The sequence below is a fragment of the Acinetobacter sp. YH01024 genome (assembly GCF_013420195.1).
Classification (GTDB): domain Bacteria; phylum Pseudomonadota; class Gammaproteobacteria; order Pseudomonadales; family Moraxellaceae; genus Acinetobacter; species Acinetobacter amyesii.
In genome coordinates, this window is the sequence record NZ_VOYQ01000019.1 from 19,664 (window position 1) to 34,966 (window position 15,303).

Consider the following 15,303-nt stretch of genomic DNA (forward strand, 5'->3'; position numbering starts at 1 on the left):
CGCTGTTTTTTATATGTTCATGTTTTAACTGACGGCTTCTAATAACAACACATCTTCTTTTTGGCGTTGTACAAAGCGCAATAAACGTTCCGCCAACTCAAAACTACCATGCTTAAACAAAGCGCGAACCTGTGTATCCACAACGTCAAAGATGAGACATTCAATTTTAAACTCACCTTCTTCGTCTTCTAGATGTAAAGCCAAATCTCGTGGATATGCGTGCATGGAGTCCAACATTTCAGCCTGCACATTCAACAACACACCAAAATAATTTAAATCCATAATTTGAGTATCAACCACAAGGTCTGAATGGCGATGAGATAAATGCGTGAATGGCTGTTGTACACTTACACGCGCTTCGCCACGGCGTTCAATATTTTGCATTTGCTCACGGCTCATTGGAATGATCCCGTCCAACTGCTGAATAGACTCACCGCGTAGATAAGTTGCAAACAAATTCATGGTTTCCTTACGGCGTTGCAACTGCGGTAAATGATCCGCATTGGCAATCATAGCAAATTGCATATTCGGACATTGCAATGCAAAGCCCGCATTTTCATGTGGCAAAGTAAAACTGTCGTACTGCCCGCATGACACCAATACATCACACTGTGGAATCGGCACGTCTTGCAAACGCAGCAAACGATTACAGTTAATGTCATAACGCTCTTGTTCGGTATTGGTGAATTCAGCCATTTGTCTAAAGAACAAACGCTTCGCTGTCGGTGACATCCGCGTCACATCCAGTTTGGCATGATTGACCAAATACAAAATCACCGCTTGACCAAATTCATCCATGCGCTGTTCTTTCATTAAGTGCAAGGATTCTTCAAGCAACATGCGCCAGCTCTTGCGCGTTTTTTGCATCACGCCCATTAAAATCATGCGATCAATCAATTCAGGACGTTGATCCGCTAGTCCTGCTGCCACCACTGAACCTAGTGACATCCCCATCACGGATACTTTTTCTAGCCCGACGATATCCAACCAAACGCCCAACATCTGCGCCAGATCACCCAACTCTAAAGTACCTGCTGACACCGCAGTATCGACATTGGTAATTTGCTGGTTTGAGCCCATGGAGGGTAAATCAATTAAAATAATAGGGCCTGCCGCAAATAGTTGTTCGACACAATATTTGTAGGAATTAAAGTTTTGAAATGCCCCACCAATAATAACAATCGGTGTGCGATGAATGGTTTCAGGTTGTGCAATGGCCATATATTCGACCTTCCAGCCATCAATCCATGTCGTTCTGGCAGGCTGTTTAAAGCTTTGCTTGTCATACAGATCGAAAAAACTGTAATGCGTACTTTCCTGTACGGTGGGATCCATTTGGATAATGGAATTCATATTCCTTTCCTCCATTCCTGCCTTATTTTTATTGTCAGGAATTCATTTAGAGACTCTGCTCGACTTAGCGTCCTGCTCTTTAATCGTTATTTGTACGACTTCAATGTCGCTATTGTTTCATTCTATACAGAGGTTCATTTTACAAGCAACTGATATCCCCGCCGCTTATCTACTTTTGCTCTAAAAACAATTTCAAAATGTTAATTCTGGTCAGCAAGTACAGTCGAATATGCACTTAAGTGCTTCATTGTTCAGTCACAGGCTGTTAATATCGAGTTGAAATTTCTAAGTGATCAAACCGCTATGCAAGAGTCTATTGAACAATACATGCAAACGGTAGGACAGCAAGCACGCACAGCATCACGTGTGCTCGCAGGGGCTTCTACCCAGACTAAAAATAATGCCTTATCAGCAATTTATACTGCTTTACAAAACAGTGAAACTGCAATTTTGGCAGCTAACCAAGTGGATATGACCAAAGCGCATAACAACAACTTGGATAGTGCTCTACTTGATCGCTTAGAACTTACCCCCACACGCTTTAAAGGCATGCTCCAAGGTCTAAAAGATGTGATCGCACTGACTGACCCGATTGGCGAAATAACCGATATGGCCTTTCGTCCGACAGGTATTCAGCTGGGCAAAATGCGCGTGCCGCTAGGTGTTGTCGGCATGATTTACGAATCTCGCCCCAATGTAACCCTTGAAGCCGCATCTTTAGCGCTTAAATCAGGTAACGCGATTATTTTACGTGGTGGTTCTGAAGCGTTGGAATCTAACCAAGCAATTGCGGCAGCGATTCAACATGGCTTAACTGCTGCAGGTGTACCTGAGCATGCCGTTCAAGTGCTTAATACCCCAGACCGTGCTGCGGTTGGCCAATTAATTACTATGCCTGAATATGTCGATGTGATCGTACCTCGTGGTGGTAAAGGCTTAATTGAGCGTATTACCAATGAAGCACGTGTGCCGGTCATCAAACATCTTGATGGTAACTGCCATGTTTTTGTGGAAGCTCAGGCTGATTTGCAAAAAGCATTACCTATTGCGCTCAATGCCAAAACACACCGTTATGGCGTATGTAATGCCATGGAAACCTTACTTGTCGATGAAAATGTCGCTGAAGAGTTTTTACCACGCATTGCTGAACTTTATGCGGAGAAAAAAGTTGAACTTCGTGGCTGTGCTGAAACGCAGCGCATTTTGGGTGAATCGATTGTTCCTGCAACTGAAGAAGATTGGTATACCGAATACTTAGGCCCGATTTTGGCAGTGAAAGTCGTTACAGGCCTAGATGAAGCGATTGAGCACATCAACAAATATGGCTCACACCATACCGACTCAATCATTACCGAAAACTTCAGTTTGGCGCGTCAGTTCTTAGCGCGTGTAGATTCGAGTTCAGTGATGATCAATGCCTCAACGCGCTTTGCAGATGGGTTTGAATATGGTCTTGGTGCTGAGATCGGTATTTCAACCGATAAAATCCATGCACGTGGTCCAGTCGGTCTTGAAGGTCTGACTTCTCAAAAATGGATTGTATTTGGTGATGGTCAAATTCGCCAATAACACCCAATAAGACAATGAAAGCTGTGCTTTTCTGATTAAAGGCACAGCTTTTTTTATGGCAATTTAAAAAACTAGACCCAGGGTTCACATATTGAAATATAAGCCTGCAAACACAGGATATAGAATCGAAAATAGATTTTTTGACAATTAAATGCTTAAGAAGAATGAGAAAAGTTAAATTTACCTGTTTTTTTGCAACAATTTGAGGATTACAGCGCAGCGAACGCATGTTATGTTCTATGTATATCCCTTAAATCGTATAAATTTTGAGGACTATTTTATTAATAAATGAAAACTATGAACTGATAAATTTTAATTATTATTGTGCTCAGGGTCGATAGTGCTTAAGTCTAATCTCCTAAAGTCTATCTAGGACGATAAAAAAACCCATGATAAAACATCATCACAGATCTAAATTGCATCAATCAATACAACTGCAATCAGATCAACATTATGGATAAGTATTTCAATTAGAATTCGGGTATTTAAACGTGTCTACATCAGTATTAGTAATTAACTGCGGATCTTCTTCTATCAAATATGCGTTAGTTTCTGAGCGCCGTGAAGATCGTATTTTTGGTCTGGCCGAGAACCTAGGTTCTGCTGATGCACGTATTAAAGGGGTCACTACGGGTGGTGCTGCGCTTGAGCTGTCTATTCCACATGCTGACCATGAAAAAGCCCTCGAAACTATTTTAGAGCGTTTGGCTCACCATAATCCTCAAGCGATTGGTCACCGCGTGGTACACGGCGGTACATTAACCAAAGCTGAGCTATTAACACCAGAAATAATTGAACGTATTCGTGAAGCTACACCGCTTGCGCCATTGCATAACCCTGCTCACTTGGTGGGTATCGAAGCAACCATGCGTTTGTTCCCTGAACTTCCGCAAGTAGCCGTATTTGATACAGCATTCCACCAAACGATGCCGTCTCATGCATACCGTTATGCATTACCAAAATTCTTGTACACACAACATAACGTACGTCGTTATGGCTTCCACGGTACTAGCCATGCCTACGTATCTGAGCGTGGCTCAATGTTGGCAGGCAGCTTTAAACAAGGTGGCTGGTTAACTGCTCACTTAGGCAATGGTAGCTCGACTTGTGCGATTTGGAATGGTCAATCTGTAGATACGTCAATGGGTCTGACTCCACTTGAAGGTGTGGTGATGGGCACACGTAGTGGTGATGTTGACCCAAGTATTCACAGCTTCCTTGCGAGCAACTTAGGTTGGGATATCTACAAAATCGACAAAATGCTGAACAGCCAATCAGGCCTACTCGGTTTGTCTGATCTTTCAAATGACATGCGTACATTGATCGAAGCATCGGAACAAGGCAACGAAGATGCCGCGCTTGCCATTGAAGTATTCTGCTACCGTTTAGCAAAATCTTTAGCAGGTCTCAGCTGTGGTCTACCACGTATTGACGGTTTATTCTTTACCGGTGGTATTGGTGAAAATTCTGCCTACATTCGTGAAAAAACGGTTTCATACTTACCACACTTTGGTTTCAACCTGAGTAAAGAATTAAATGACAACCTAAAACGCGGTACGGAAGGTCGTATTGACCACGGTACTGGCCCACAAATTTGGGTTGTTCCTACCGATGAAGAAGGCCGTATTGCCAAAGAAACTGAGCATGTTGTAGACGAGGTGACAGCGTCTGCTACAAAAAAGCCTGATGCTGAAGCTGCGATTGCATAAGCAATCGCATCAGCCCCTTCGCCTTCAATATTAATTTTTAGCTTTAATTTAGACACCGTATGAAAACAATTTTACTCGTGCCAACTGGGGAAGGTGTAGGTTTAACATCTGCATGCTTAGGTTTAATTTATGCTTTGGAATGCCAAGGGGTCAAAGCAGGTTTTCTGAAACCATTTTCACAGGAAAATGTCGCAGATACAGTGGACCGTACAACGGCTCTCTATCGTCATTTATTTAATAATGAAACGGTAGAACCCATTCATCATGCGACCATCGTGAAACAACTGAGTCATGATGAAAGTGATGAATTGCTCGAAGAAGCAGTTCGTTTGCACCGTGAAATTGCAAAAAAGCATGATCTGATTATTGTTGAAGGCTTGGTTCCAAACAGCCGAGATAACTTTGCCTCAGAACTGAACGCGACATTAGCAAAAGCTCTTGATGCTAAAGTAATTATTGTCAGCACAGCAGATATTCAAAATGCCACGAAAACGGCTGAGAAAATTGACAGTTCTCTACGCCAATTCGGTGGTGCAGCATCTGAACGTACTGCGGGCGTTTTGTTTATGCGCACACGTGGTTTGCCAGAAGAATCTGCGCAAATTCCTGTCACGCTTGATCCAAATCTGCGTTTAATCAGTGATACCAATAAATTTGTACTCGAATTACAACAAAGTAATCCGCAAATTGGTTCTACACAGCTACCTGTTATTGGTCTCGTTCCATTTAGTAATACGCTCAGCGTACCGCGCATGTCTGACTTGGCGACGCATATTCAAGCAGAATGGATCAACCAAGGCGATGCTGCTCATCGCCGCGTACTACATAGCAGCTTAGTTGCATCTAATATTGAACATGAACTTCACAAATTTGTGGCAGGTGAACTGATTATCAGCGCCTCTGACCGTATTGATGTGTTGTTGGCTTCAAGCCTTGCAAGTAGCAATGGTATTCCACTTGCCGGTTTGGTTTTGACTGAACATCATCAACCGAACCCACAAGTTTTAGATTTCTGCCAAACAGCGATTAAGCAAGGCTTACCGATTTTACATACGCCTTTAAGCACTTTTGAAACGGCACAACAACTTTCAAATTTAGGCAATGAAATTCCTGTCGATGACGTAGAACGTGCAGAGCAAGTGACTCGCTTTGTTTCAAGCCACATTAATGCTGAGTGGATTACTGAAGTATTGAATGGTTCGTATCAACCACGCTTGTCCCCTTCTGCATTCCGTCATGAATTAGTACAAAAATCCATTGCTGCGAAAAAACGGATTGTTCTACCTGAAGGTGATGAACCACGGACCATCCAAGCGGCTGCCATTTGTCAATCTCGTGGCATTGCACACTGTATTTTATTGGCAAAACCTGAAGCCGTGATTGAAGTTGCAAAAGCACGTAACATCGAACTTCCACATGATTTGGAAATTATTGATCCAGATCTGATTCGTGAAAACTATGTGCCTAAAATGGTTGAGCTGCGCAAAGGCAAACTCAATGATCTACAAGCACGCGAACAGCTACAAGACACCGTGGTTTTAGGCACCATGATGCTTGCACTCGATCAAGTGGATGGCCTTGTATCTGGTGCAGTACATACTACGGCGAATACAGTGCGTCCAGCATTCCAATTGATTAAGACTGCACCTGATTATTCATTGGTTTCTTCTGTGTTCTTTATGCTGCTACCAGATGAAGTCTATGTGTACGGTGACTGTGCCATTAATCCAGATCCGAATGCAGAACAGCTTGCAGAGATTGCGATTCAATCTGCAGATTCAGCAAAAGCTTTTGGTATTGACCCACGTATCGCAATGATTTCGTATTCAACAGGTACTTCTGGTGCAGGTGCAGATGTCGAAAAAGTGGCTGAAGCAACACGTATTGCCAAAGAACGCCGCCCAGACTTACTGATTGATGGCCCGCTTCAATACGATGCTGCATCGGTGGAAAGTGTGGGACGCTCTAAAGCACCTGACTCTAAAGTGGCTGGTCGTGCCAATGTGTTTATTTTCCCTGACTTAAATACAGGTAATACAACCTATAAAGCAGTTCAACGTTCTGCAAATGTAGTCAGTGTTGGCCCAATGCTGCAAGGTTTAAACAAGCCTGTAAATGACTTGTCTCGTGGCGCATTGGTCGATGACATCGTGTTTACCATTGCATTAACGGCAATTCAGTCTGAACAGCAAGAAGCTTAATTTTAGTTTCGAGTTCTAAACCACCCTTTCGAAAGATTGGGTGGTTTTTTGTTTTATATAACTTCCATTATATTAAAAATGGCTCAGAATTAGTGGAAATTTCTTTTAAATTCTATGGCTGAATTTTGAGTATTTGGTACATGACCAATAATATATTCATTCTTCGCTTAAAAAAAGAAATCAAAGCTCTGATACACATATCTAATTTAAAAAATAAAAGGAAAAATTTACATAAATTAGAGCCTGGATATGAAGCTAGGGCGTGACGTCTTGCTTCAGTTTATGCCAATATTTATCTAGAAAAAGAAAAACATGGAAACAAGGATTTAGTTGGTCGTTACTATTGGATGGGCTTAGGTGCATTTGCTTCAAAAAATCTTAGCTGCCATTGTTAAACATGGTTTAACTGCATGGGGATATAAATGGATTCCACTAGGGGTAATTCGTGATCCTGTACATACTTTTGCAAAAGGTAACTTATGGCTATTTATGGATATTGCACCTTGGCATTATGCTTTGAGCATGTCTTCATCCTCTTTTAATCAATGCCGAACTCAACGTGATGTTTCCAAATTTACTCATATTAAAGAAGAAGTTATAAACGTTCCTTGGTCAAATTGTTTACCCATAATTAAAAACTTAAAAGCACTTTAGAAATTAAAAGTGCTTTTGAATATCTACCAAAATTGAAAAGTATTCTGCCGAGTTCTTATAATATCAAAAACATGGAAAGAGAATATCAGGGGCGACACGCCGGTGTACTCGATAAGGTACCAGAAACAGTATACAGCGAACCATTATCAAACACTAAAGTCGCCAATTATGATAGCCGTATGGAATGGATTAAAAAAGCAGCAGAAAAATATCATCGTTTAATGCAAAGTGATAAAGGAAGATACTTTTTAGAAGAAGAACTAAAAATTATTGCGAAATGGGGCGATAGCAAAGCTAATTTTACAGTTGGAAAGGATAGTAATGATGGAAAAATTTAATTACTGCATTGTTATTTTTATGGTGGGTTATCTCCTTTCAGCTTGTCAACCTAGTGCAAAAAATACAGAGAATAATGTCATGAATCAACTGCGTTTTAGTTTACATTTAGGCAAACAAGGATTTAAAGATTTTTCTCAACATAATCTTGGGCATCCCGATAGTCATCCATCTGGAGCAAGTTTTAAAGAGTTAGATTTTACACCGCCCAACTTAGGTCAGATTAAAGTTGAAAATGGTGAGAATAGCTTAGTGATAGATCATGTATTTTCAGTTCTAGGAACATCGTTTAATAATGAGGATGGAATACAAGGGCTTGATGTTAATGCAGGGCTAAACAAAGAAGAATTTGTACGTCCTGAACAAGCCCACCAAGCTTATGTTGACTTAATGAAACGTATAAATCAGGCCGAATGGAAAAATTATTTCTATCGTTTTTCTGCACGAATAGCAAAGGAAGATAATATTCGATATCTAATGAAATCAGGTGATGTCATTGACCCGACTTATATCTTTAATTATGAAGAATGGAAAAAAATAATCAATACAGTTGGAGGGAACTCTATTGGCTACCGATTATATGCCAATGGTATCCTTTTGGATCTGAGTATAAAACAAACTCAAAAAACTGAAGATGGTAAAGAACAATATATGGTTCGTTATGCTTTCAATACGATTCGTTATGATGAAAGAAATTCAATGGATGATTCAGAGAATAATATTGATACTTACAAAATGACGTCAAAAGAGTTAGAACAAGCATTTACAAATGAGCTGATAAGAAATAAAAAATCAAGAGAAATTGATGAAAAAGAAGTTATAGTACAAGGCTACCATATCGATGAAAATTATGAAGATCCTGATGTTTGGCAATATGTTAAATAATCAAATGTTGTCGCGTTTAGACTCAATTTTAAAGCACTTTTACACAAAATTGATCATTGAAACTAAAGATTTGAAGATTTGAAGATTTGAAGATTTGAAGATTTGAAGATTTGAAGATTTGAAGATTTGAAGATTTGAAGATTTGAAGATTTGAAGATTTGAAGATTTGAAGATTTGAAGATTTGAAGAAGAATATTATTTTTATAAAATTTAAAGCAAAAAAAGAAGATAAAGCTTTAGGCTTGATCTTCTTGTTGACCGTAGAACCAAGTTGCTGCGATAAATAGAGAAAAACCAATAACTGACAACACTGGAGTAACCATATAATTCACACTCTAACTTTGATGACGTCATTATGTAAAAGTTATATGACAGTTATATGACAAATATAAAATTTTCAAAAATAATAAATATTGTTTATTTTCAATATCTTAAAAATTAAAACATATCTCCTCCTCTAGTTATGTGACAAATATTTCATGAAATATGACAGTTAAAATGTCATTTTCAGGCCATTTATGACAGTTAAATATGGCGCTGTTTAAGCCTATTAAACTTTCGGCCAAAGATTAAGCGAAATACCCACACAACTGTATTTTTGTCTTATAATTTAGCCCGCTAGCTATCAGCCCGCTCAAGAGATATTTGTATGACAACTATTATCAAGCAAGATGACTTGATCACATCGGTAAAAGATGCGCTTCAGTTCATTTCTTACTATCACCCACAGGACTTCATCCAAGCGATGAGCCGTGCGTATGACCGTGAAGAAAACAAAGCCGCAAAAGACGCGATTGCACAAATTTTAATTAACTCTCGTATGTGTGCAGAAGGCCATCGTCCTATCTGTCAAGATACGGGTATTGTGAACGTATTTCTTGAAGTGGGCTTAGACGTTAAATTTGATTTAACCATGAGCCTAGACGATGCAATCAACGAAGGTGTACGTCAAGGTTATCTTGAAAACTCAAACATTCTTCGTGCATCAGTATTAGCTGATCCTGCTTTTGGTCGTAAAAATACCAAAGACAACACCCCTGCTGTAATTCACTACAAACTCGTTCCGGGTAATAAAGTTGATATTACTGTTGCTGCTAAAGGTGGTGGTTCAGAAAATAAATCTAAGCTTGCAATGCTTAACCCTTCTGACTCTATCGTAGATTGGGTACTTAAAACTGTTCCAACAATGGGTGCAGGTTGGTGTCCTCCTGGTATGCTCGGTATCGGTATTGGTGGTACTGCTGAAAAAGCCATGATGCTTGCTAAAGAAGCATTGATGGAAGAAATCAACATGGACGAATTACTTCGTCGTGGCCCACAAAACCAAATCGAAGAACTTCGTATCGAAATCTTCGAAAAAGTAAATGCTTTAGGTATTGGTGCTCAAGGTCTTGGCGGTTTAACGACTGTTCTTGATATCAAAATCAAAGACTACCCATGTCACGCTGCGGGTAAACCAGTAGGTATGATTCCAAACTGTGCTGCAACTCGTCATGCGCATTTCCAATTAGACGGTTCAGGTGTAGCGCATATTCAAGCGCCTAGCCTTGAAGACTACCCTGCAGTGACTTGGGATTCATCAACGTCTAAACGTGTTGACTTAGATAACATCACTCAAGAAGAAATGAACTCTTGGCAACCAGGTGACACACTACTTCTTAACGGTACAATCTATACAGGTCGTGACGCTGCGCACAAACGTATGGTTGACATGTTAAACAAAGGTGAAGAACTTCCAGTTGACCTAAAAGGTAAATTTATTTACTACGTTGGCCCTGTTGATCCAGTCGGTGACGAAGTCGTTGGTCCTGCTGGCCCAACAACTGCAACACGTATGGATAAGTTCACACGTCAAGTGCTTGAAGCAACTGGCATGTTCGGTATGATTGGTAAAGCTGATCGTGGTCCTGCTGCTGTTGAAGCAATCAAAGACAACAAAGCAACTTACCTCATGGCTGTCGGTGGTGCTGCTTACTTAGTATCGAAGGCTATCCGTGAAGCTGAAGTTGTAGCATTTGCTGACTTAGGTATGGAAGCGATCTACAAATTTGTTGTAAAAGACATGCCTGTATCTGTAGCTGTTGACGTAAATGGTACTTCTGTACACGCGACTGCACCAAAAATCTGGCAAGCAAAAATTGGTAAAATCCCAGTAGTTGATGCTGCTGCGAACTAATTTCACCACATTCAAGATCTAAAAAAGCACCCCCATCGGGTGCTTTTTTATTGTCACTGTTTAGATTCTACCAAGTTAATGGATTCCACAGTTTAAAAGGCTTGGTCAACTGCACATCTTCCGCAGGATCATAATGAGGTGCCTTCAACTTCTGCGCACTTTTCCGCACTTTTCCAGTGTTTTGATCTTCTGCCACAAAGTTAAAACTGTTGGATTTCAACTCTGTAAATGCGATTTCATTTCGACCAATTTTTTCAGGCATGAGCAGCAATGGCCCTGAAACCGTTCTTTTACTGGATAAATTCTCTTCATCATATTTAATGAAGTAAGTTTGACCTGCTTCAACATCAAAGTCTAAATATTTAGGCTTTTGAAAATGATTCACCCCCAAAGGGCGACTGGACGATAAGCGGTAATTCCCTGCCGGTAACTCCACCCAGTAATAATGATTATTCAATAAACTTGGAATACGCTCACTGTTCAGAAATAAGCTACTGGCCACAATTTCTTGGCGGTTCCACTTACTGTCTGGACGATATAAATACACAATCGCTGCTTGGTCATGCTGAGCTTTCACTTCTTGAAAATGTCGGCCTTGTTTCTGATTGACCCAACCACCAATGGTAAACATACCCAATCGATATTGCTCAATATGACCCGGTGTACTTTCAGGATCCACAGGCTTTAATGTCGAAGCCAATGACGTTTGCTCAATGGCTGATTTTCCATGACAACCCAGCAGCGCTACACTGCTTAAAAGTAGAATTGCAACTCCACGCATGATTATCCCTCACTGCGTCTTTTTTTATTTTTACACTTTTGTTTTCAGTTTTTTACATTCAGGCATCCACGCCATCCTGCTGAGATTAACATTCTGCTTTTATTTTTGGAAATAAAAAACGTGTGCAAATCTTGGATTTACACACGTTTCAGACGAATAGCGCTTAAGCAGATTTAGAGTTCACAACTTTTAAATCTGACTTCGGTGCAGCTTCTTCAGTTTTCTTTGGTTGACGTTCTGATTTAAATTCAGGTTCCGCTTCACCATTAATCACCGCTTCATTGACGACAACCGTACCCACATCTGAACGACTTGGTAGATCATACATCGTTTCAAGCAATGAATTTTCTAAAATCGAACGTAGACCACGTGCACCTGTATTACGGTCAAGGGCTTTTTTAGCCACGGCACGCAATGCTGAGTCTTCAAATACAAGGTCAACATTTTCCATTTCAAATAAATATTGGTACTGACGTGTCAATGCATTTTTTGGTTCTGTCAGAATCTGCATCAATGCTTCTTCGTCGAGTTCTTCCAAGGTAGCAATGACTGGCAAACGACCAATAAATTCAGGAATCAGACCGAATTTAACCAAATCTGTCGCTTCAACTTGGCGGAATAAGTCAGATAATTTTTTAGTTTCATCTTTCTTACGCACTTCAGCTGTAAAGCCAATACCTCCTTTTTCCTGACGCTGCTGTACGATTTTCTCTAGACCAGAGAATGCGCCACCACAGATAAACAGGATATTTGAAGTATCAATTTGAATAAATTCTTGCTGCGGATGCTTACGACCACCTTGAGGCGGAATCGACGCAACCGTACCTTCGATCATTTTCAATAACGCTTGCTGAACACCCTCACCCGATACATCACGAGTAATCGATGGGTTTTCAGACTTGCGGGTAATTTTGTCGATTTCATCGATATAGATAATGCCTTTTTGTGCTTTTTCTACATCGTAATCGGCTTTTTGAAGGAGTTTTTGAACAATGTTCTCAACGTCTTCACCCACATAACCTGCTTCAGTTAAAGTCGTTGCATCTGCCATCGCAAATGGCACATCTAAAAGACGCGCAAGTGTCTGAGCAAGCAGTGTTTTACCTGAACCTGTTGGTCCAACCAACATAATGTTACTTTTCGAAATCTCTACTCCGTCTTCTGGTTTTTTACCACTGGTGCCAACTTTTAGGCGTTTATAGTGGTTGTATACCGCAACAGAGAGGGTCTTTTTCGCAACATCTTGCCCAATCACATATTGGTCAAGCGCAGCACGGATTTCATGCGGTTTTGGTAAAGGACGAGTTGCCCAGTCATTTGATTCAACTTGCTGACTGGTCTGAACTAGGTCAAGACATACGTCCACACACTCATTACAGATGTACGCGTCCTCACCTGCAATCAGTTTCCCGACTTCAGACTGCGTTTTACCGCAAAATGAACAATGCTTTTGTCCTTGAGGATGTTCGGACATATTCACTCCAATAATTAATTCTTTAAAACTTATGGGCGTTTAGATAAAACTTCGTCCACAAGACCGTATTCTTTCGCAGCTTGCGCTGTCATAAAGTTGTCACGGTCAGTATCTCGAGCAACAGTTTCGTAGTCTTGACCACTATGCTCTGCCATTAAACGATTTAAACGTTCTTTAATGAATAGAATTTCACGTGCATGAATTTCAATGTCAGATGCCTGACCACGGAAACCACCGAGTGGTTGGTGAATCATGACACGGGCATTTTCAAGACAGTAACGTTTGCCTTTAGCACCGGCATTAAGCAGGAATGCACCCATCGATGCTGCTTGCCCCATGCAGTAAGTCACAACATCAGGTTTAATAAATTGCATGGTATCGTAAATCGCCATACCCGCAGTAACCGAACCGCCTGGTGAGTTGATATATAAATGAATATCTTTATCTGGGTTTTCTGCTTCTAAGAACAACATTTGGGCAACAATCAAATTTGCCATGTTGTCTTCAACTTCACCGGTTAAAAAAATCACACGTTCACGCAAAAGGCGTGAATAAATATCAAAAGAACGCTCGCCACGAGATGACTGTTCTACCACCATTGGCACTAGTGCGTTTTCAATTGTTGGAACATACATACGTTATTTATTCCTAAATTTTTCTGACTCAACCCATAATTCACAATATGAGGGATATTTGTCGAAATTGCAAAAGATTCCCAATTAAATAACAGATATTTTTTTCATAAGCATTGTGAAATCAGGACAACTTATTTGGGGGCAAATTTCGATAAAAAAAGGCGCTTAATGCGCCTTTTTTTGAAAGCTAGAAATTAGCCTTGTTGACGAGCTTGTTGCTCTTTCAATAAGTCTTCATAGCTCACAGTTGTATCAGTTACTTTAGCAGAAGCTAAGATGTGATCTACAACTTGGTCTTCTAGAATAACAGCTTCGATTTGAGCACGTTGCTGTTTATCGTTGTTGAAGTATTCAATTACTTCTTTAGGATCTTCGTAAGAAGAAGCCATGTCTTCGATGTAAGCATCAACACGTGCAGCATCAACTTCAATTTTAGCATCAGCTAATACTTTGCTGACTAATACGCCAAGTTTAACTGATTTTTCAGCTTGCTCTTTGAATAGGTCATCTGGAAGCATGCTTGAATCAAACGCTTTAGCGCCTTGAGCACCAAACTGTTGAGTGAATTGTTGGATCATTTGTTGACGTTGACGGTCAATTTCTTGAGCAACCATTGCTTCTGGAAGTTCTACTTCGTTTGCAGCTACAAGCGCATCAAAAGTTGCACCTTTCACTTGGTTACGAAGACCGTTTTTCACTTCACGTTCCATGTTTTTACGCACGTCAGCTTTCAGTTTTTCAACGCCTTCTTCTTCAGTTAGACCGAAGATTTTTAAGAATTCAGCATCAACTTCTGGAAGTTTTTGTTTTTCAACAAGCTTAACAGTGATTTTGAATTGAGCAGCTTTACCAGCAAGGTTTTCAGCTTGGTAGTCTTCAGGGAAAGTTACATCGATAACTTTCTCTTCGCCTTTCTTCATACCAACGATACCGTCTTCGAAGCCAGGGATCATACGACCAGAACCAAGTACGAGTTTAAAGTCTTCAGCAGCGCCGCCTTCAAACTTCTCGCCATCAACAGTACCTTCAAAGTCGAAAGTTACTTGCATGTCTTTTTTAGCCATGCCTTTAGTTTCAACCCATGAAGCGCGTTGTTTTTGAAGATTTTCAATCATCTTCTCAACGTCTTTGTCGTCAACTGAAGTTGTTTTACGTTCAACTTCTAGACCTTCGAACTTAACTTCAACTTCTGGATAAACTTCTACAGTTGCTTCATAAACTAAAGCATCATCTTTCATTTCAGTTTTTTCAATGTTTGGCATACCAACAGCATTGATTTTTTCTTGTTGGATCGCTTCGAATACTGTGTCACGAATGATGTCGTTTACAACTTCTTGATAGATACCAGCACCGTATTCACGACGAACAACGTTTACAGGTACTTTACCTGGACGGAAGCCGTTGATCTTCACAGTTTTGGCAGTGCGTTTCAAGCGAGCTTCAAACTGCTCGTTAATACGGCTCGTCGGTACAGATACATTTAAACGACGGGCAACGCCCGAAACCGCTTCAGAAGTTACTTGCATGGCT

At 40.4% G+C, this 15,303-nt stretch carries 10 protein-coding genes and 1 pseudogene; 6 read left to right on the plus strand and 5 right to left on the minus strand.

Annotated features, from left to right (window positions below):
* Positions 1–24: 24 nt before the first annotated feature.
* Positions 25–1,353 carry an alpha/beta fold hydrolase gene (locus FTT88_RS09520; RefSeq protein ID WP_180004547.1) on the minus strand — a complete coding sequence of 443 codons (1,329 nt, stop codon included), beginning with the start codon at positions 1,351–1,353 and terminating at the stop codon, positions 25–27.
* Positions 1,354–1,656: 303 nt separating this feature from the next.
* Between FTT88_RS09520 and FTT88_RS09525 the strand changes: the two genes are divergently transcribed.
* From FTT88_RS09525 to FTT88_RS09550, 6 genes and pseudogenes are all read left to right on the plus strand, one after another.
* Positions 1,657–2,922, plus strand: coding sequence for a glutamate-5-semialdehyde dehydrogenase (locus FTT88_RS09525; RefSeq protein ID WP_078189652.1), 1,266 nt, complete (start codon positions 1,657–1,659; stop codon positions 2,920–2,922).
* Between the two features lie 491 nt (positions 2,923–3,413).
* A complete protein-coding gene (locus tag FTT88_RS09530; protein WP_078189653.1) occupies positions 3,414–4,631 on the plus strand; it encodes an acetate/propionate family kinase in 1,218 nt (405 codons plus the stop codon).
* 59 nt (positions 4,632–4,690) lie between these two features.
* On the plus strand, positions 4,691–6,832 hold the full coding sequence (gene pta, locus FTT88_RS09535; protein WP_180004548.1) for a phosphate acetyltransferase: 2,142 nt from the start codon (positions 4,691–4,693) through the stop codon (positions 6,830–6,832).
* A gap of 140 nt (positions 6,833–6,972) precedes the next feature.
* Positions 6,973–7,824 (plus strand): annotated as a pseudogene (locus tag FTT88_RS09540) (DUF2515 family protein).
* Positions 7,808–8,707, plus strand: a complete 900-nt coding sequence (locus FTT88_RS09545; RefSeq protein ID WP_180004549.1) for a hypothetical protein — start codon at positions 7,808–7,810, stop codon at positions 8,705–8,707. The pseudogene FTT88_RS09540 and the gene FTT88_RS09545 overlap by 17 nt, the downstream one beginning before the upstream one ends.
* A gap of 649 nt (positions 8,708–9,356) precedes the next feature.
* Positions 9,357–10,883, plus strand: a complete 1,527-nt coding sequence (locus FTT88_RS09550; protein ID WP_078189659.1) for a fumarate hydratase — start codon at positions 9,357–9,359, stop codon at positions 10,881–10,883.
* 67 nt (positions 10,884–10,950) lie between these two features.
* Here the strand turns inward: FTT88_RS09550 and FTT88_RS09555 are convergent, their stop codons facing one another.
* The 4 genes from FTT88_RS09555 to tig form a co-directional block, all read right to left on the minus strand.
* Positions 10,951–11,664 carry a DUF2846 domain-containing protein gene (locus tag FTT88_RS09555; protein WP_180004550.1) on the minus strand — a complete coding sequence of 238 codons (714 nt, stop codon included), beginning with the start codon at positions 11,662–11,664 and terminating at the stop codon, positions 10,951–10,953.
* A gap of 163 nt (positions 11,665–11,827) precedes the next feature.
* Positions 11,828–13,138 carry an ATP-dependent protease ATP-binding subunit ClpX gene (gene clpX, locus FTT88_RS09560; protein ID WP_078189661.1) on the minus strand — a complete coding sequence of 437 codons (1,311 nt, stop codon included), beginning with the start codon at positions 13,136–13,138 and terminating at the stop codon, positions 11,828–11,830.
* Between the two features lie 29 nt (positions 13,139–13,167).
* The gene (clpP, locus tag FTT88_RS09565) at positions 13,168–13,773 is read right to left on the minus strand and encodes an ATP-dependent Clp endopeptidase proteolytic subunit ClpP (protein WP_078192707.1); all 606 of its coding nucleotides are present in this window, start codon (positions 13,771–13,773) and stop codon (positions 13,168–13,170) included.
* A 194-nt stretch (positions 13,774–13,967) separates the two neighbouring features.
* Entirely contained in the window at positions 13,968–15,299 is a 1,332-nt protein-coding gene (gene tig, locus FTT88_RS09570; protein WP_078192708.1) for a trigger factor, read from the minus strand.
* Positions 15,300–15,303: the final 4 nt, after the last annotated feature.

Excerpts from the sequence above, each read along its gene's own strand:
- pta (WP_180004548.1), top strand. The coding sequence starts at position 4,691 with ATGAAAACAATTTTACTCGTGCCAACTGGGGAAGGTGTAGGTTTAACA.
- clpX (WP_078189661.1), bottom strand. The coding sequence starts at position 13,138 with ATGTCCGAACATCCTCAAGGACAAAAGCATTGTTCATTTTGCGGTAAA.
- FTT88_RS09525 (WP_078189652.1), top strand. The coding sequence starts at position 1,657 with ATGCAAGAGTCTATTGAACAATACATGCAAACGGTAGGACAGCAAGCA.
- tig (WP_078192708.1), bottom strand. The coding sequence starts at position 15,299 with ATGCAAGTAACTTCTGAAGCGGTTTCGGGCGTTGCCCGTCGTTTAAAT.
- FTT88_RS09545 (WP_180004549.1), top strand. The coding sequence starts at position 7,808 with ATGATGGAAAAATTTAATTACTGCATTGTTATTTTTATGGTGGGTTAT.
- FTT88_RS09550 (WP_078189659.1), top strand. The coding sequence starts at position 9,357 with ATGACAACTATTATCAAGCAAGATGACTTGATCACATCGGTAAAAGAT.
- clpP (WP_078192707.1), bottom strand. The coding sequence starts at position 13,773 with ATGTATGTTCCAACAATTGAAAACGCACTAGTGCCAATGGTGGTAGAA.
- FTT88_RS09520 (WP_180004547.1), bottom strand. The coding sequence starts at position 1,353 with ATGAATTCCATTATCCAAATGGATCCCACCGTACAGGAAAGTACGCAT.
- FTT88_RS09555 (WP_180004550.1), bottom strand. The coding sequence starts at position 11,664 with ATGCGTGGAGTTGCAATTCTACTTTTAAGCAGTGTAGCGCTGCTGGGT.